Source organism: Mesorhizobium sp. L48C026A00, assembly GCF_000502375.1.
In the GTDB taxonomy this organism is placed as follows: Bacteria; Pseudomonadota; Alphaproteobacteria; order Rhizobiales; family Rhizobiaceae; genus Mesorhizobium; species Mesorhizobium muleiense.
Map to the genome: position 1 here is coordinate 192,086 of NZ_AYWU01000005.1, position 17,424 is coordinate 209,509.

A 17,424-nucleotide genomic window follows, 5' to 3' on the forward strand; every position below is an offset into this window, starting at 1 on the left:
TACCAGGCCAAAAAGCCTGCGTTTGTTTGCCGCGCTCAGGCGGCTTCTTCCCTGCCTGCGCGGCGTGAGGCAATGCCTGCCAGCGCAGCGCGGAACAGTTCGATGTCCTGCGCGCTCGTTGCGTGGCCGATGGACACGCGCAAAGCGCCAAGGCTGTCATTGTATCCCATGGCTTTCAGTACATGGCTCGGGCCGACCTTGCCCGACGAACAGGCGGAACCGGCCGACAGCGCCACGCCCGCCAGATCGAAGGCGATCTGCGCCGTCTCGGCCTTGATGCCCGCAATAGCGAAGAATGTCGTGTTGGCAAGCCTCGGCGCGCCGGTTCCGAAGATCTCCGCAACCGGCACCAGCGTTTTCACGATGGCCTCGATCTCATCGCGGCGGCTGCCGACCGCATCGATACTCTTCAATCCGATCAGGGCCTCCCGCGCCGCCGCGCCGAAGCCGGCGATCGCGGCCAGGTTTTCGGTGCCGCCGCGATGACCCTTTTCCTGGCCACCGCCGGCGATCAAGGGCCTGGGCATCATCAGGTCCGAGGCGGCGATAATGGCGCCAACGCCCTTGGGACCGCCGATCTTGTGCGAAGACAGAATCAAGTAATCGGCATAACCCGCTGACATATCGAGCGGAATGCGACCGGCTGCCTGCACGGCGTCGACGACCAGGATGCCGCCTGCCGCCTTGACGATTTCGGCGATGCGCCCGACCGGCTGGATGACGCCGGTCTCGTTGTTGGCGGCATGGATCGCCACCAGCGGCAGGCCGTCCGCCTTGTCATGCCGGCCAAGTGCCGCCGCCAGCGCGTCCAGCCTGACAATGCCGTCGGCGTCGACGCCGATGCGTGTTACCCGGGCTGCCGGAAAGCGCCCGCCGTTCAGCACACAAGGATGATCGGCTTCGCAGACATAGAGCCGGCTCATGCGGACAGTGCCGCGCCCCATCTGCCAATCCGGCGTCAGCAGCGTCGAGGCGGCTTCCGTCGCACCGGAGGTGAACACGACATGCTCGACGCCGGCGTTGACCAGCAGCGCCACATCGCGCCTTGCATTCTCGATCAGCCGCCGTGCGGCGCGGCCCTCGGCATGGACCGACGACGGGTTGCCGGCGGTGTCGAGCGCGGCAATCATTGCCGCGCGCGCCGCGGCAAGCAGCGGGGCGCTGGCATTGTAGTCGAGATAGGCGCGTCTTCCGGCCATTTTCGTTTCGATCGGTCCCTTCAAGAGCCATTCCGCGAGGATAGCGCGTTATTTCCTTGAAATTGCAAGGCAAGCCGTCCTATTTACGCGAATTGCGGCGCGGATGGCCGAACCACGACGTTTTGGCCACCCAGTTTTGAACAATTCTAAACTAGCTTCTAAGAAGACGCTCGCCCTGCGTCAAGGCCTGCGGAAGACTGGGGCCAGAGGAAGAGTTGTTCCGGGCGCCGCGCATTCTTATGCCATGTGGAGTATTTTATGCCTGAGGTCATTTTCACCGGTCCGGCCGGCCGCCTGGAGGGTCGCTACCAGCCTTCCAAGGAAAAGAGCGCGCCGATCGCCATCATCCTGCACCCGCACCCACAGTTCGGCGGCACGATGAACAACAAGATCGTCTACGACCTCTTCTACATGTTCCAGAAGCGGGATTTCACCACGCTGCGCTTCAATTTCCGCGGTATCGGCCGCAGCCAGGGCGAATTCGACCACGGCACCGGCGAATTGTCGGATGCGGCCGCGGCACTTGACTGGGTGCAGTCGCTGCATCCGGATTCCAAGAGCTGCTGGGTCGCCGGCTATTCGTTCGGCTCGTGGATCGGCATGCAGCTTCTGATGCGCCGGCCGGAGATCGAAGGCTTCATCTCGATCGCGCCGCAGCCCAACACCTATGATTTCTCGTTCCTGGCGCCCTGCCCGTCGTCCGGCCTCATCATCCATGGCGACGCCGACAAGGTCGCGCCGCCAAAGGACGTGCAGGGGCTGGTCGACAAGCTGCACACGCAAAAGGGCATCACCATCACCCAGAAGACCTTGCCCGGCGCCAACCATTTCTTCTCCAACGATGCGGACCTCTTGCTCCAGGAATAGATCGGAAGAGCACACGTCTNATGCGCGGACTATCTCGATCGCCGTCTGGCGGGCGAGTTGTCCGACCCGCGGCCGAAACGGTTGAGATAGGCCGAACAGCGAAGATTATCTCCGGCATCTCCGTCGGGCTCTGTCGCAGGATATGGCATTCGATTCGAAGCCGTGCGGCGCCGTTACAGCGGTCTGGTGGAAAAACCGGATTCCCCTTTTGCTGACCGCGCTTGGATGCTAAACGCCCGCGTTCACGCATGCCACGCCCGATCCGCTTCGGTTGGGCGCTTTCGGGAAAGAAAAAATGTCCGCCTTCAAATCCGATTTCCTGCGCGTAATGAGCGAGCGTGGTTTCATCCACCAGATTTCGGATGATGCCGGCCTCGACCAGCTTTTCGCCAGGGAAACGGTGACCGCCTATGTCGGCTACGATGCCACCGCGACCAGCCTGCATATCGGCAATCTGATTTCCGCGACCATGCTCTACTGGCTGCAGGAGACCGGCCACCGGCCGATCGCGCTGATGGGCGGCGGCACTTCGATGATCGGCGATCCTTCCTTCCGCGACGACCAGCGCAAGCTTTTGACGCCTGAGGCCATCGCCACCAACATCGAGGGCATCAAGCGCATCTTCGGCCGCATCCTGCGTTTCGGCGACGGTGCGGGCGACGCGATCATGGTCAACAATGCCGACTGGCTGATGAAGCTCAACTATGTCGAGTTCCTGCGCGATGTCGGCCGGCATTTTTCGGTCAACCGCATGTTGACCTTCGACAGCGTCAAGCTGAGGCTCGAGCGCGAGCAATCGCTCTCCTTCCTCGAATTCAACTACATGATCCTGCAGGGCTATGATTTCGTCGAGCTCAGCCGGCGCTATGGCTGCCGCCTGCAGATGGGCGGATCGGACCAGTGGGGCAATATCATCAACGGCGTCGATCTCGGACACCGCATGGGCACGCCGCAGCTTTATGCCCTGACCACACCGCTGCTGACGACGTCGTCAGGCGCCAAGATGGGCAAATCGGCGAAGGGTGCGGTCTGGCTGAACGGCGACCTCCACTCGCCCTATGATTTCTGGCAGTACTGGCGCAACACCGAGGACGCCGACGTCACGCGTTTCCTCAAGATTTTCACCCGCCTGCCGCTCAGCGAGATCGCGCGGCTCGCCGCGCTTGGCGGCTCCGAGATCAACGAGGCCAAGAAGGTCCTGGCCACTGAAACGACGGCCATCGTGCACGGCCGCGAAGTAGCCGAGCGAGCCGAGGAAACCGCGCGCAAGACGTTTGAAGAAGGCGCGCTGGCCGAAACGCTGCCGACCGTCGAGGTCGGCAAGGCCGATCTGGAAAGCGGCGTCGGCATATTGTCGCTGTTCGTTGCCGCCGGGCTTGCCGCGTCCAACGGCGAGGCGCGGCGACACATCCAGGGCGGCGCCGTGCGGCTGAACGACCAGTCCGTGTCCGACGATCGCCGGTTGGTGACGCTTGAGGATCTGGGTCCGGAACAGGTCGTAAAGCTGTCGCTCGGCAAGAAAAAACACGTTCTGGTGCGGCCGGTCTGACCAGCGCTTGATCGATCTCGATGGAATCGGGATGGGGCTTCATTAGTCCTTTCCCGAAACCGGTTTCACATCTTGCTGCGCTGACCTTCGGTTCGGGATCACGGCCCAGGTAAAACCTAATCAGGTAGGTACTGAGAAGGGCCGAGATGGGTGAATATTGCCATTCGTCTCATCTATCGGAGCGAGCAGGTAGCGCCATAAGCCGACACCTTGGATACCGTGATCCTCGACGACTTGTCTCACCTCGATAGCGGACGAGATCATTGTTGACGGCGGCGAGCGCGGATTACGACCGCGAAGCGGTCAGAAATCCAAATCCATATCGTGATGATGATGCTCGTGACCGGGAAGCTCCGGCGGCGGCGGGCCAGGCACTTCGGCCACCATCGCCTCCGTCATGATGAGGAGGCCTGCCACCGAGGCTGCGCCCTGGAGCGCCGTTCGCACCACCTTGGCTGGGTCGATGATGCCCTTTGACACCAGATCCGCGTACACGCCCGATTGGGCATCGTAGCCATAGGCGTTGTCGTCGTTTTCGAGGATCCCGGCGATGACGACCGAGCCTTCCAGGCCGGCATTGATCGCGATTTGCCGAGCCGGCCAGGTGATCGCCTTCCTGACGATCGCGATGCCGACCTGCTGGTCCTCGTTGCTGCCCTTGAGCTTCTTGAGCGCCCTGCCGGCGCGCAGTAAGGCGACCCCACCGCCGGGGAGAATGCCCTCTGCAACCGCGGCTCTTGTCGCGTTCATCGCGTCATCGATGCGATCCTTCTTCTCCCTGACCTCGACTTCGGTTGCACCGCCGACCCGGATAACGGCGACGCCACCGGCGAGCCTGGCCAGCCGCTCCTGGAGGTTCTCGCGGTCGAAATCGGAGGTGGTTTCCGCAAGCTCGAGCTTGATCTCGGCGATGCGGGCCTCGATGCTTTCCCGCTCGCCGGCGCCGCCGACGATCGTGGTGTTTGCCTTGTCGATCATCACCTTCTTGGTGCGCCCGAGCATATCGAGGGAAGCATGTTCGAGCTTGATGCCCAAATCCTCGGAGATCACCGTTCCGCCGGTCATCAGCGCGAGATCCTGCAGCATCGCCTTGCGGCGGTTTCCGTAGGCCGGCGCCTTCACGGCTGCAACCTTGAGAGCGCCGCGCAACTTGTTGACCACCAGCGCCGCCATCACCTCACTCTCGACATCCTCGGCGATGATGAGCAGCGGCTTGCCGGCCTGCACCACCTTCTCCAGCAGCGGCAGTATTTCGTTCAGACTGGACAGTTTCTTCTCGCTGACGAGGACATAGGCATCCTGCATCTCGACCCGCATCTTTGCGCGATTGGTGATGAAATGGGGCGAGATATAGCCGCGGTCGAACTGCATGCCCTCGACGAATTCGAGTTCGGTTTCGAGCGACGTCCCGTCCTCGACAGTGATCACGCCGTCATTGCCGACCCTCTTCATGGCGTCGGCGAGGCAGCGGCCGATCTCCCTGTCGCCGTTGGCCGAGATGGTCCCGACTTGCGCAATCTCGACGTTCGAGGTGACCTTCGTGGCGTTGTTTTTGAGTTCCGCCACGACGGCTTCGACCGCGAGATCGATGCCGCGTTTCAGGTCCATGGGATTCATGCCGGCGGCCACCGCCTTGGCGCCCTCCCGGGCGATCGCATGCGCGAGCACGACGGCGGTGGTCGTGCCGTCGCCGGCCTGATGGGAGGTTTTTGTTGCTATCTCGCGCACCATCTGGGTGCCCATGTTCTCGAACTTGTTGTCGAGTTCGATTTCCCTGGCGACGGTCACGCCGTCCTTCGTGACCCGTGGCGCGCCGTGCTCCCTGCCGATCGCCACGTTGCGCCCCCGCGGGCCAAGCGTGACGCTCACCGCATTCGCCAGGATGTCAATGCCGCGCAGCATTCTGTCGCGAGCTTCGAACGAGAACATGATTTCCTTGGCAGTCATTTCCTTGATCCTTAAGACCAAATCTTCGGGGAACGGCGACGCCTCATTCGGCCGCTCAGGCGAGATTGTCCCGTGGCAGCCCGAGCCGATTCCAGACATCGAACAAAGCTGCCGCGAGCCGATCAATCATGATGTCCTCATGACAGGGTGTCGGCGTGATGCGCAGCCGCTCAGTTCCCTTCGCCACAGTCGGATAATTGATCGGCTGGATATAGATGTCGTGATCGCTCAGCAGCAGGTCGCTCGCCGCTTTGCAATGCGCCGGATCGCCGACTGCCACCGGAACGATATGGGTGTCGCTCAGGATGACCGGCAGCGCAGCGGCACCCAGCGCCGCCTTGACCCGCCGGACGCGATCCTGCTGGCGCTTGCGCTCCCAGTGCGAGGTTTTCAGATGCCGGATCGCCGCTGTGGCCGCGGCGCAGATCGCCGGCGGCAACGCGGTGGTGAAGATGAAACCCGGAGCATAGGAACGAACCGCATCGATCAGCACAGCACTTCCCGTGATATAGCCGCCGAGGCAGCCGAAGGCCTTGGCGAGCGTGCCTTCGATCACATCGATCCGGTTCATGGCGCCGTCGCGCGCGGCGATGCCGCCGCCGCGAGGGCCGTACATGCCCACAGCATGGACCTCGTCGAGATAGGTCATTGCGCCGTAACGATCGGCGATTTCGCAAATGCGATTGATTGGCGCGACGTCGCCGTCCATCGAATAGAGACTTTCGAAGACGATGAGTTTTGGCCGATCCGGACCCGCTGCCTTCAACAATTCCTCGAGATGATCGACGTCGTTGTGGCGGAAGATGCTCTTCTGCGTACCGGACTGACGGATGCCTTCGATCATCGAATTGTGGTTGAGCGCATCGGACAGGATCAGACAACCGGGGATCAGCTTGGCGATGGTCGAGATGCCAGTCTGGTTCGAAACATAGCCGGACGTAAAGACCAGTGCCGCCTCCTTGCCGTGGAGATCGGCAAGCTCGCTCTCGAGCTCTAGGAGCGGATGGCTGGTGCCGGAGATATTGCGCGTCCCGCCGGCCCCCGTTCCCAGGCGGGTAGCAGTCTCCACCATGGCGGCGACCACTTTTGGGTGTTGTCCCATCCCGAGATAGTCGTTGGAGCACCAGATCACGACGTCCTTCGGTCCATGCGGGGAATGCCACACGGCATTGGGAAAGCGTCCGGCGACGCGCTCAAGGTCCGCGAACACACGGTAGCGCCGTTCCTCCTGCAGACGCGCGATCGCATCTGCAAAGAAACCGTCATAACTCGTATTGCCTGGCACCAAGATACGGCCTTGCCCATCGGCCATATCGCCCGCATCTCCGGTCATCGGAGGTCCAAATCGCCGCGGCGCAAGGACGTTCTTTACGCCGCCAGGTTTGCCGGTGTGCAACGCTGTGGGTTCCGCCATCGCCCGATTCCCCTGCTTGCATACGAATTATGTCGAAGCGCGATGCGCGCCGATCCCGCTCGCATAGTTCCTCACGACCCGCGTTCAGGAAGGTCGAAATTGAGCTGCAACATTCGCGCGATGTTTATCAGAATTGTCTCGCAGACCTTATCTTGATTAGGATCCAGATATTTGACAGTCCAGTTTGCCCCGTTCTCCTTGGTTTCGAGCCGCTGAATCACAAAATCAGTGACGTGCTCGCATCCCGGCTCCTTATGAAGATCCGCGAGGATCAATGCCTTAAGCTCCGAAGCCTCCTTTGTATGTCTTTGCATGGCCGCTCTCCTTCCGGATGACAACTTTCTATGGATCGCTTTTCTATGGATCGCTCAACTGCATAATCGTGATGTCCGTCATCCCAGGGCTGGTGTCATCGCACCAGTTCACCCAACCTAGCGGCAATGCCGCTGCTTGGTGTGTCAGAGTCTAGCCCCTCCACGAATTGCCCCTGTGGGTTCATGATGTAGATGTGGGTGCCGTGATCCATTAGGTAGTCGTCGCCGCCCGCCTCGCCCTGGCGCGCCACACCATAGGCGCCATATGCCTCCGAAACCGCAGCGATCTGTTGCGGGCTGCCCGTCAGTCCCACGATGCGCGGATCGAACGCCGCGGTAAAGCTTCCCATCACCTCAGGCGTGTCGCGTTCGGGATCGACAGTGATGAAGAGCGGTTGCAGTTTTGCGGCGTCGGGGCCGAGTTCCTCAATCGCCGCGGCGATTGAGGACAGCGTCGTCGGACAGATGTCGGGGCAAGAAGTATAGCCGAAGAAAACCAGCAGCCATTTGCCGCGATAAGTCTCATCGGTGACCGTTGTCCCGTCCGGCGCCGTAAGCGTGAATGAGCCGCCAACCGTCACGGGCGTGTCAGCCCGCGCGAGCGGTTGGCAGATCGATAGGGCCGCTGCGAATATGATGCAGAAGCGGGATATGGGGGACCGTAGGCCCGGAGCGAGCAGTTCATGCCGTCGGCTCATCAGTACCTCCGGTACCTCGAGAAAGACGCTCCAAAACCCCGCGACGTTTGCAACTAGCAAACTCGCCTAAACTGCCGAACCTTATCATATTTTTTTGCTGAATGGCTAGACATGGTGCTGGTATGGCCCTATTTTTAAAAGTTGCCTCTCATCCTAATGAAGGAGGTGGCGTCCATGACCATTCGCGAATTGATAAGCGGGCTGGCGACGATCGCTGTCGTTGCGATGATGTCCGCGCCTGCGCAAGCCTACGAAGTGGGTCCGGTCACGGGAGGCGGAACGATTGAGGGTACGATCGTCTACCGCGGCGACGTGCCGACAACAAAGATCATCCCCACCAAGGATATCGAGGTGTGCGGCGACCCCCGCGAGGAGCCGCTGATCGAAGTCGGCAGCGATCAGGCCGTGCTGAACGCGGCGGTGCAGCTGGTCGACGTGGCACAGGGAAAGGCCTGGCCAGAGCCCGGAAAGCCGCCTGAGCTTAACAACCTCAAATGTCGCTTTGAGCCCGCGGTTCAGATGATACCGGCTGGTTCGCTGGAGGTGGTCAACAGCGACCCAATGCTCCACAACACCCACGGGTATTATGGCAAGCGCACCGCCTTCAACCTGGCGCTGCCCAATAAGGGCCAGCGGATACCCGTCGAACTGAAGCGGGCCGGCACTGTCCGCATCGACTGCGACGCGCATGGCTGGATGGAAGGCTGGGTCTATGTGGTGGACAATCCCTACTATGCGGTCACCGGCGCCGACGGCAAGTTCAGCATAACCGATGTTCCGCCTGGGAACTACAAGCTCGTGGCGATCCACCCCTTCACCGGGCCCATCGAGCAGCCCGTAACGGTAGAGGAGAATAAGGCCACCAGTCTGACGATTGAACTGAAAAAATAAGAAAATGGGCGACCCACTGATTCAATGGGGTCGCGCTCCTGCGAGAAGACCGACGCTTTAAGAAACGGTCTGCACTGAGGAGGAACCCTGATGTCTGACGAGCTTGACCGCATTCGGCGCGAAATGCATGCGGTGCTGCAGCCGCCCGGAGTACGGCCCGACGACTCGCTCCAAATCACCCGCCGCACCTTCATTCACAGATCGCTGCTGTTCGGCGCTGCTTCCGTCGGCCAGACCTTCGCGTGGTGGCCGCTGCTGAACACCATCGACGTCGCTCACGCCGCCGAAGCGCCCTTCAAGTTTGCCTGGATTTCGGACACCCATCTCTACGAGAGATCCCTCAACACGCGCTTCGTCGACAAGGTGGTGCGCGCCGTGCAAGAGGTCCAGGCCATGGATCCGCCGGCCGACTTCCTGATCTTCGGCGGCGACCTGGCCCAGCTCGGAAAGATCGAGGAACTTGAGCTTGGCGTTGAGCTCCTCAAGGATCTGAAGATCAAGAAGTACTACATCCCGGGCGAGCATGACTGGTATCTGGATATGGGCAAGAAGTGGGGCGAGTTGTTCGGCCAACCCAACTGGACCTTCGATCACAAAGGCGTGCGCTTCATCGGGCTCGATACGGTCAGCCGGGGACCGGACTACTGGACAGCGAAGAAGATGACGCCAGAGGAGCGCATGGGCCACATGGCTACCCTCGACGGCACGGTTGCCGGCGCGTGGGCCGGCGTCGGCCGCGAGCAACTCGACTGGATGCAGAAGACACTCGCCGACTGGGATAAGTCCAAACCGATCGTCATCTTCAGCCATAATCCGCTGTACGAGTACTACCCGCCCTGGAATTTCTGGGTGCGCGACTGGCGCGAAGTGAACGACGTGCTGAAGCCTTATAAAAAGGTCACCAACATCCATGGTCACGTGCACCAGGTGCTCTACAACGAGATCGGCAGCATGCGCTCGATCGGCATGCTGGCGACCTCTTGGCCATGGCCGTATGCCCCGGAAGGCGTCCCCAAGCTGACCAAGCCGATGATCCGGGTCGACCCCGGCGATCACTTCGATGGAGTCGGTTGGGAAACCGTCAACGTCAACGCCGACGATAAGGTCGACGTCGAGTACATCATGTGGGGCCGCAAGGAGGTGCTCGTCCAGTCGCCGGAGGACCACGACAAGAGCATTGAGGAGGTCTTACAGCCACGCATCGCCGACAGACAGTACCCGTGGGAAAATCCATAAAGGGGATGGCTATGATAAACACATCGACATTCCTCTGCATTCTGAGGCGTTCCACCGTCGCCGGAGCAGTCGTCGCAGCTGCCGTCGTCGTCGGCCCGGCCAGTGCCAACAAGGACCCGGTGACGCCAAAGCAGCTGAAGCTCTATCAAGAGGCGTTCATGGAGGAGGTTAGGAAGGGAGACCTCCTGTTCCACGGTGATGCGGCGATGGCGGAGCAGTTGGGCGTCAAGCTGTCGACCACCGGGTGGGCCTGCGCCATGTGCCATCCGATGGCCTCCGATACCCACCCGCATGCGTTCCCGAAGTTCCAGCAGTCGATGGCCAAATTCGCGACACTGCGCGACATGATCAACTGGTGCATCGAGAAACCGAACCAGGGTGAGAAGATCGATCCCGAATCGGAGGCGATGAAGGCGCTCGAGGCGTACATCACCTGGTCGAACACCGGTTCGGTGTTGGTGCCAGGCAAGTACTAGTCTCGTCGATAGCCGGGGCTCGGCTTCACGGGAGCGCGTCCGCCATCGGGGTGACACCTCGATGGCGGGGTTGAAGCAGTCGTGCGGCCCGGGAACCGCGCGGGGAGGTCTATGCGTTGGCAGAGACTGGGATGGAGCTGCGCGGCAAGTTCGCGAATGTGGACCTGGATGCGCTGGTCGACAACCGGGTCGTGCGGACCTGGCTTTATTTCGGCATGTTCTGGCTGATGGTAACGCCATCCGTCGGCGTCCTGATATCGAGCACCTTCAACTACCCCGACTATCTCGGATCGGGGAATCTCGAGCTCACCTTCGGCCGGCTGCGCCCGGTCCACGTCAACGGTGTCATCTTCGGCGCTTTCTCGACGCTTTTCATCGGCCTTTGCTACTATCTCGTGCCGCGTCTGTCGGGGGTGCGGGTAATATGGTCGGAGTGGTCGGTTCTTCTCGCATGGGTCTGGAACGTCGCAACGCTTGCCGGTTTGGTCGGCTTGCTGTTCGGCGACAGTGACGGTTTGGAAGCCGGAGAGTTTCCGCTCTATGCGAAGGTCGCATTCTTCATCGTAGTGGCTGTTGCTACCGCGCAATTCCTGATCACGATCAGTCGAAGGCTCGAGCCGGCGATCTATGTCGCGCTATGGTACTTGATCGCCACTTTCGTGTGGACGACGATGAACTTCGTGCTTGGAAGCTTCATCCTGCCGTACACGATCTCGGGCATCAACAGCGCCGCCTTCCATGGCCTCTATCTCCACTACATCGTCGGGCTGTGGCTAACGCCCGCGGGCTACGTGATCATTTACTATTTCCTGCCGATCAGCGCGCGAAATCCGCTCTATGCCCATAAGCTCTCGCTGGTAGGCTTCTGGTCCCTGGCATTGTTTTACCCGTTCGTCGGCATCCACCACTACCTCTACAGCCCGATCGCGGACTGGGCCGAGACCTTGGCCGTCGTCACGTCGATGCTGCTGATCATTCCGGTGTGGACGGTGCTGGTGAACTTCTTCGGCACCATGATGGGCAAGTGGCATGAGTTCGGCAGGAACTTGCCGGCGAAGTTCCTGATCATGGGCTCGCTTATGTATCTCGTCGGCTGCTTCCAGGGCTCGACCGAGGCGCTGCGGCAGCTGCAGCAGCCGACCCATTTCACCGATTTCGTCATCTCGCATTCGCATCTCACCGTGTTCGGCACCTTCGTCGTCTGGGCGATGGGGGGCCTCGTCTATACTTGGCCGCGGCTGTTCGGGCGCGAACTCTGGTCCTTCAAGCTCGGCAACTGGTCGTTCTGGCTGATCACCGTCGGCATCACGACCATGGGCCTGGTTCTCACAGCGGGCGGACTGCAGCAGGGTTATCAATGGATGAATGGTGTCGAATGGCTCGACTCGCTCGTCTGGGTGAAGCCCTACTGGCTGGCGCGGACCCTGGCAGGCATCAGCATGGATATCGGTATGTCGCTGCTGGTGGTGAATCTGATGCTGACCGCACTGACCAGCCCGGCGGCTGAGGCGCGACGCGTCCGCGGGCCGGTGGAGGCGCCTATCCCGGCCCCGGCGGGGAGGGCCCGCGCAGTGAACGTTCGCTTCTTCGCGCTGTTCGCCGGCGTCTTTTGCATCACCCTTGCGGTGATCACGCAGGGCGTGCTGCCCTTCGTGGAGCCGTCCTCGCGAACTACGCGCGTGACCTCGGTGGTGCGCACGGATTTCGGCCAGCTGAAATGGACGGTTTCAGAGGCGACGGACTACACCGAGCAGCAGCGTCGCGGCCGCAACATTTACCTGCGCGAAGGCTGCTGGTACTGCCATTCGCAATTCGTGCGGCCGGTGACCGGCGAGATCCGCCGCTGGGGACCGGTCAGCGAGGCGGGCGAATACGCCTATGACGTGCCGCACCTGTTAGGCACACGCCGGATCGGGCCGGACCTGACGCGCGTCGGCCTGAAATACAGCGACGAATGGCACCTGGCGCACTTCTACAATCCGCGGATGCTGGTGCCGGACTCGATAATGGCGCCGTATCGCGGCCTCTTCCACGAGCCCGATGCAGCCGTCCGTATCGTTGACGACGGCGCTGGAAATCGGACCCTGGAAAGGACAGAGGTCACCGAAGGCCTGTTCGACTTCGACAGCCAGCAAGCCATCCAGCTGACGCCGAATGCGTACGGGTTGCTGTTCGTGCCGCTGAAGGCGCGCGAAAGAAGGCCGATCATCCTGACGCCGAATGACGAATACACAGGAGAAACCGTCAGCATCGCGGCGGAGACGGAATCGGTGGCGGCGCTCGTTTCCTACGTCCAGAAGCTCGGCACGAACCGGGGTAAATGGCGCGATCTTTTCGAGCCGCAAAGCCTGGAGGTCATGGATGCGACGATGCCGCGCTCCGAGGAATGGATTGCTTATGGCAAGGAAGTCTATGAGCGCCGCTGCATCGGTTGCCACGGTGCCAAAGGCGACGGCAACGGGCCGGCCGCCACCTTTATGTTTAACCAGCGGCCCAGGGACTTCACGTCCGCAGTCTTCAAGTTCAGGTTGACAAAGGAGCCCCTGCCCACGGACGGCGACATGCTGCGCACCATTACTCGCGGCATCCGCGGCACGGCAATGCCCCCTTGGTACGAACTGCCGCTCAACGATCGGCTGGCGGTGATCCAATACATCAAATATGAGCTAGCGGTTGACCGTTCCGATCCCGCCAGTCCTTACGCTTTCTTCGTCGAGGAACCGCCTGGCCCACCGTTGTATATCGGGCGCCCGCCGACGCCGTCCCAGACGATGCTGGACCGAGGTAAGGAGGTTTGGCAGGTGGCGAAGTGCTGGGAGTGCCACGGCCAAGGCGGCAAGGGCGACGGCGAGAAGGCTGCCGGCCTCAAGGATGATATCGGGTTCGCCACCCCGCCGGCCGACCTCACCAGCGGCCAATTCAAGTCTGGCCCGGCCGTCGAAGACATCTTCCGGACGATAACTACCGGCCTCAGCGGCACGCCGATGCCGTCCTATCGGGATTCCTTTCCGGACGAGGACCGGTGGGCACTTTCCTATTTCGTGGTGGCGCTTTCGGCCTATAAAGACCCGCTCTCGCTGCAGCCGCTGTCGATCAAGAAGGAGGCCCGCGCGGCGCTGAACGATCTGGAACTGGTCGCTGACAAGCCTGAGCGAGCCTATGTGCCCGATCCGTCGGTGCCGGCGTCCGGCCCGCCAGCGCCGCCTGGCGAGAAACAAGCACCCGCAGGAGGTTAGCGCATGCTCGGTTTTGAAGTCACCGGACCGTATGCGGGCGCCATGATGATGAGCCTGGCGGCCCTGTTCTTGTTCATCTGGGGCGTCCTATCCGGCGCGTTGAGCGGCACCGACAAAGCAGCCAACGGGTTTTTTGAAAGGGAGATGGAGAATGAGCGATCTGCAGAGCAGCGATCCGGAGAGCCCGACGCACCCTGAACTGGATGTACGTCAAAGCTCGCACCCTGAACTGGAGGACTATGCCGGCGGCCTGATACAGGCGCGTGTGGGATTCATTCCGCTATGGCTTCTCGTCGTCTACGTGCTGCTGTTCGGTTGGGGGCTGTATTACATGTATGTTTATTGGGGCGGGCTCGGCCCCGGCCGTCTGTTCTAAGAGACTTGTCGCAAGGGCTGGTAAGGCAGGAGTGATGGAGATGTTGGTAGCCAAAATTCTCCTTGGGGTCGCCGTATTGAACCTCCTTTTCCTGACCTTCGAGGTGGCGATAAACGTGCTTCGTCTTTATTTCGGCTGACATAGGAGCAGCGGATGCTACAGGACACGGTTTTCAAGCTCGCTGACGCTGGCTTGCCACAGATGCTCGGCTTCCTCATCTATGGCGGCTGCACCGTCGGCTTTATCATCTTTCTTGTCTATCTTGTGCGGCAATAGAGACGCGGACGCGGCGCTGCGAAAACGCCAATGATCTACTACCTCGTGATCTTCGCCGCTGGATTTGCAGGCAGCTTTCATTGCATCGGCATGTGCGGCGGCTTTGCCTGCGCGCTGGGCCGCGATCAGCGAGGCGGAGGCGCAACCGTCCTTCGCCACCTGCTCTATAATACCGGCCGATTGACAACCTATTGCTTTCTGGGCGGGCTCGCGGGTGCGATCGGTCAGGTCATCTGCACCACGCAAGGTCTAACGGCGGCGCCGCTCTTGAACGGCTCCCTCGACACCGCCCAACGAATTCTCGCGATCGTCGCTGGCCTGCTCATGATTGCCATGGCGTTGCAGTTCTTCGGCTTGCTGCAGGTCTTCCATCGCCTTGCGATCGGATTTGGCGGCAGCACATTTGCATTGTCTCTGCGCGGTCTGTTGACCGCCCGGAGCAGCGCAGCACCGCTTGCCTTTGGCGTTTTCAACGGCTTCCTGCCATGTCCCCTGGTCTATGCCTTCGCCGCCCAGGCGGCGAGCACCGCCGGAGCGCTTCCCGGGTTTCTCGTCATGGCATGGTTCGGACTGGGAACCTTCCCCGCGATGTTGATGATGGGCGGCGTTGGCCGGATACTCGGGCCAGCCTGGCGGCGGCGCGGCGTGCGGCTTGCTGGTGGCTTTATTCTTTTGCTCGGTCTCATCACGCTCGGCCGTGGTCTCCTGCCTTCCGACGCGCATATCGGCCTTGCCTGGCTGGGCGGACATCCCGCATGACTGCGCATGGCGATATCCTCTGTAACCATTGTTCGCTGCCCGTCGGCCTGCGCCCGATGGAGCGCAGGCTCAACGGTGAGGCTTGCGCGTTCTGCTGCTACGGCTGTTGCATCGCCTTTCAGGTGAAGAGCGGCAGACACGAAGAGTGGGAAGCCGCCTGGCTTCTGATCCAGCTCGGCGTGGGAGGCTTTCTCTCCATGAATATCATGATGTTCAGCCTCCTCCTCTATTCGGACGCGTTCACCGGCGTCGATGTGGGCGTGCTGCCGTGGATTCACCTTTTGCTCTGGATCTTCGCGACGCCGGCGGTGGTGATCCTCGGCGGACCCTATCTGCGCGAAATGTGGCTCAATGGCATTCAGGGACGAGTGACGTCGTCGGCACTCATCGTGCTTGGCGTCGCTGCCGCTTACCTCTATTCGGCATTTGCCGTGTTCGAGGGCAGCACGCATGTCTATTTCGACACCGCCGTGATGGTGCTGATGCTGTTCACCGTTGGCCGCTATCTCGAGGCTGTTGGCCGCGCCAGGGCGGCGCGCGACCTCGAATCTCTTCTGGCCGCAGAAAGCGAGAGCGCGACCGTGATCGATGGCGCGGCAGAGATCTGCCGTCCGGTGCGGGAGGTGTCGGCCGGCATGCTGGTGCGGGTCCGGCCAGGCGAGCGCATTCCGGTCGACGGCGTGGTTGTCGAGGGGGAATCGAACACCGATGAAGCCGTGATTACCGGAGAAAGCCGGCAAGTGACCAAGGGCGCCGGCTCCAAGGTGATTGCCGGCAGTATCAATATCGACGGCCCGCTCCTGATCCAAAGCAGCGGTGACGGAACTGCAACCCGCTGGGCACAGATTTGCCGATCGGTGCGCGAAGCGTTGGGCCGTCGCAGTCCAACCCAGCGCCTTGCCGATCGCGTCGTTGGCGTGTCCGTGCCGCTCGTCCTCGCCCTCGGCGGGCTGACGATCGTTTACTGGGCGCAGTCATTGCCGTTCGATCGGGCGTTGCTGATTGGCCTCTCGGTACTGGTGGTTGCCTGTCCTTGTGCCGTCGGCCTCGCTGCTCCGATGGCGACATCACTCGGCATCGGCCGGCTGGCGCGGCACGGCTGCCTCGTCCGCGACCCCGGCGTGCTCGAGACCCTCGCGCGTGTCCGGTTGCTCGCCTTCGACAAGACCGGCACTCTGACGGCGGGCAAAGCGCGTCTCGTCGGCGTCGACTGCGAGGAGGTCGGCATCGACGAAGTACTGGCGCGCGCCGCCGGTCTGGAGCGCCTTTCCGAGCATGGTCTGGCGCGGGCCATCGCGGCAGCCGCCGCTCAGCGGGGCATCACGCCGCTCGTCACCCGCGATGTCCGGACGGTTCCCGGCCGTGGCATCCGCGGCAGCGCCGAAGGCCGGCCCGTGGCGGCAGGGAACGGCAGATTGATGAATGATCTGGGCTGGCCGCTTCCCCCGTCGCTGGCCGAGCGTGCGCAGTCGCTGGAGGCGAGCGGTCATTCGGTGGTCTATGTCGGTTGGGGCGAGCAGGTTCACGCCGTGCTGTCGCTCGATGATTCACCGCTTCCCGAGGCGCGGGCCGCGATCGCGGCCCTGCGTGAGCGCGGGCTCGACGCCACGCTGTTGACCGGCGACCTGGCGCCGGCGGCGGAGCGGATCGCGGCCCTGGTCGGGATCAAGGACGTCCAAGCGGGCCTTTCGCCGGAGGCCAAACGGCTGGCCCTGGATCGGCTCCGCCATGACCACGGTTCGGTGGCGATGGTCGGCGATGGACTGAATGACGGGCCGGTCCTGGCCGCCGCAGATGTCGGTATCGCCGTCGGCTCCGCCACCGATCTCGCCCGCGAGACTGCGGCGCTCGTGCTGCCTGCGGACGGATTGTGGATGCTGCCCTGGATCGTCGACGTGGCCCGCGCGGTCCGCAGGACCATCTTGACCAACCTTATGTGGGCGTTCGGCTACAACCTCGTCGCCCTGACGTTCGCAGCATTCGGACTTCTGCAGCCAATCCTTGCGGCGGCGGTCATGGCCGGCTCGAGCATCCTCGTGGTGGTGAATTCGCTGCGGCTGGAGCGGCTGCCTGATCCTGTTCCAGCGCTGATCCCGGAGCAACGATCCGGCGCCGAGGTGGAGCGTGCCCACGATGGCGCCGGCATTTCCGCAATGGCCGGCCCGGCCGTCGAGCGGAGTTGAGTT

General features: G+C 62.0%; 15 protein-coding genes and 1 pseudogene. 11 read left to right on the plus strand and 5 right to left on the minus strand.

Features of this window, described 5'->3' with window-relative positions:
• Positions 1-35 precede the first annotated feature (35 nt).
• Complete coding sequence (locus tag X738_RS53285) at positions 36-1,199, minus strand: cysteine desulfurase family protein (RefSeq protein ID WP_023798291.1); 1,164 nt, start codon at positions 1,197-1,199, stop codon at positions 36-38.
• 258 nt (positions 1,200-1,457) lie between these two features.
• On the opposite strand from X738_RS53285, the pseudogene X738_RS53290 reads away from it, so the two are divergent.
• Positions 1,458-2,156: pseudogene (locus tag X738_RS53290) on the plus strand (alpha/beta hydrolase).
• A 205-nt stretch (positions 2,157-2,361) separates the two neighbouring features.
• Positions 2,362-3,615 (plus strand): tyrosine--tRNA ligase, encoded by a 1,254-nt coding sequence (tyrS, locus tag X738_RS53295; RefSeq protein ID WP_023798292.1) that lies wholly within the window; start codon positions 2,362-2,364, stop codon positions 3,613-3,615.
• 303 nt (positions 3,616-3,918) lie between these two features.
• Here tyrS and groL read toward each other — a convergent pair whose 3' ends face one another.
• The 4 genes from groL to X738_RS53310 form a co-directional block, all read right to left on the minus strand.
• Positions 3,919-5,562: a chaperonin GroEL gene (groL, locus tag X738_RS53300; RefSeq protein ID WP_023798293.1), complete on the minus strand. Its 1,644-nt coding sequence runs from the start codon at positions 5,560-5,562 to the stop codon at positions 3,919-3,921.
• A gap of 55 nt (positions 5,563-5,617) precedes the next feature.
• Entirely contained in the window at positions 5,618-6,874 is a 1,257-nt protein-coding gene (gene hemA / locus X738_RS0141085; protein WP_051407760.1) for a 5-aminolevulinate synthase, read from the minus strand.
• Between the two features lie 173 nt (positions 6,875-7,047).
• The gene (locus X738_RS53305; RefSeq protein WP_027154144.1) at positions 7,048-7,290 is read right to left on the minus strand and encodes a hypothetical protein; all 243 of its coding nucleotides are present in this window, start codon (positions 7,288-7,290) and stop codon (positions 7,048-7,050) included.
• A 95-nt stretch (positions 7,291-7,385) separates the two neighbouring features.
• A complete protein-coding gene (locus X738_RS53310) occupies positions 7,386-7,871 on the minus strand; it encodes an SCO family protein (RefSeq protein ID WP_245277618.1) in 486 nt (161 codons plus the stop codon).
• A 342-nt stretch (positions 7,872-8,213) separates the two neighbouring features.
• Between X738_RS53310 and X738_RS53315 the strand changes: the two genes are divergently transcribed.
• The 9 genes from X738_RS53315 (at position 8,214) to X738_RS53355 (ending at position 17,421) form a co-directional block, all read left to right on the plus strand.
• Entirely contained in the window at positions 8,214-8,879 is a 666-nt protein-coding gene (locus X738_RS53315) for a carboxypeptidase regulatory-like domain-containing protein (RefSeq protein WP_051407762.1), read from the plus strand.
• A gap of 90 nt (positions 8,880-8,969) precedes the next feature.
• Positions 8,970-10,115, plus strand: coding sequence for a metallophosphoesterase family protein (locus X738_RS53320; protein ID WP_023798297.1), 1,146 nt, complete (start codon positions 8,970-8,972; stop codon positions 10,113-10,115).
• An 11-nt stretch (positions 10,116-10,126) separates the two neighbouring features.
• Positions 10,127-10,591, plus strand: a complete 465-nt coding sequence (locus tag X738_RS53325) for a c-type cytochrome (RefSeq protein ID WP_023798298.1) — start codon at positions 10,127-10,129, stop codon at positions 10,589-10,591.
• Between the two features lie 116 nt (positions 10,592-10,707).
• Entirely contained in the window at positions 10,708-13,827 is a 3,120-nt protein-coding gene (locus X738_RS86885) for a cbb3-type cytochrome c oxidase subunit I (protein ID WP_245277619.1), read from the plus strand.
• Positions 13,828-13,830: 3 nt separating this feature from the next.
• On the plus strand, positions 13,831-14,025 hold the full coding sequence (locus tag X738_RS82400) for a hypothetical protein (RefSeq protein WP_084833660.1): 195 nt from the start codon (positions 13,831-13,833) through the stop codon (positions 14,023-14,025).
• Positions 13,979-14,203: a hypothetical protein gene (locus X738_RS53335; RefSeq protein WP_023798299.1), complete on the plus strand. Its 225-nt coding sequence runs from the start codon at positions 13,979-13,981 to the stop codon at positions 14,201-14,203. The genes X738_RS82400 and X738_RS53335 overlap by 47 nt, the downstream gene beginning before the upstream one ends.
• A gap of 153 nt (positions 14,204-14,356) precedes the next feature.
• Entirely contained in the window at positions 14,357-14,479 is a 123-nt protein-coding gene (locus X738_RS88325) for a hypothetical protein (protein WP_023798301.1), read from the plus strand.
• Between the two features lie 30 nt (positions 14,480-14,509).
• Positions 14,510-15,238 (plus strand): sulfite exporter TauE/SafE family protein, encoded by a 729-nt coding sequence (locus X738_RS53350; RefSeq protein ID WP_023798302.1) that lies wholly within the window; start codon positions 14,510-14,512, stop codon positions 15,236-15,238.
• A 56-nt stretch (positions 15,239-15,294) separates the two neighbouring features.
• Positions 15,295-17,421 (plus strand): heavy metal translocating P-type ATPase, encoded by a 2,127-nt coding sequence (locus X738_RS53355; RefSeq protein ID WP_031254610.1) that lies wholly within the window; start codon positions 15,295-15,297, stop codon positions 17,419-17,421.
• Positions 17,422-17,424 lie beyond the last annotated feature (3 nt).

Excerpts from the sequence above, each read along its gene's own strand:
- X738_RS53355 (WP_031254610.1), top strand. The coding sequence starts at position 15,295 with ATGGAGCGCAGGCTCAACGGTGAGGCTTGCGCGTTCTGCTGCTACGGC.
- groL (WP_023798293.1), bottom strand. The coding sequence starts at position 5,562 with ATGACTGCCAAGGAAATCATGTTCTCGTTCGAAGCTCGCGACAGAATG.
- X738_RS53285 (WP_023798291.1), bottom strand. The coding sequence starts at position 1,199 with ATGGCCGGAAGACGCGCCTATCTCGACTACAATGCCAGCGCCCCGCTG.
- X738_RS53320 (WP_023798297.1), top strand. The coding sequence starts at position 8,970 with ATGTCTGACGAGCTTGACCGCATTCGGCGCGAAATGCATGCGGTGCTG.
- X738_RS88325 (WP_023798301.1), top strand. The coding sequence starts at position 14,357 with ATGCTACAGGACACGGTTTTCAAGCTCGCTGACGCTGGCTTGCCACAG.
- tyrS (WP_023798292.1), top strand. The coding sequence starts at position 2,362 with ATGTCCGCCTTCAAATCCGATTTCCTGCGCGTAATGAGCGAGCGTGGT.
- X738_RS53315 (WP_051407762.1), top strand. The coding sequence starts at position 8,214 with ATGATGTCCGCGCCTGCGCAAGCCTACGAAGTGGGTCCGGTCACGGGA.
- X738_RS53350 (WP_023798302.1), top strand. The coding sequence starts at position 14,510 with ATGATCTACTACCTCGTGATCTTCGCCGCTGGATTTGCAGGCAGCTTT.
- X738_RS82400 (WP_084833660.1), top strand. The coding sequence starts at position 13,831 with ATGCTCGGTTTTGAAGTCACCGGACCGTATGCGGGCGCCATGATGATG.
- X738_RS53305 (WP_027154144.1), bottom strand. The coding sequence starts at position 7,290 with ATGCAAAGACATACAAAGGAGGCTTCGGAGCTTAAGGCATTGATCCTC.
- X738_RS53335 (WP_023798299.1), top strand. The coding sequence starts at position 13,979 with ATGAGCGATCTGCAGAGCAGCGATCCGGAGAGCCCGACGCACCCTGAA.
- hemA (WP_051407760.1), bottom strand. The coding sequence starts at position 6,874 with ATGGCCGATGGGCAAGGCCGTATCTTGGTGCCAGGCAATACGAGTTAT.
- X738_RS53325 (WP_023798298.1), top strand. The coding sequence starts at position 10,127 with ATGATAAACACATCGACATTCCTCTGCATTCTGAGGCGTTCCACCGTC.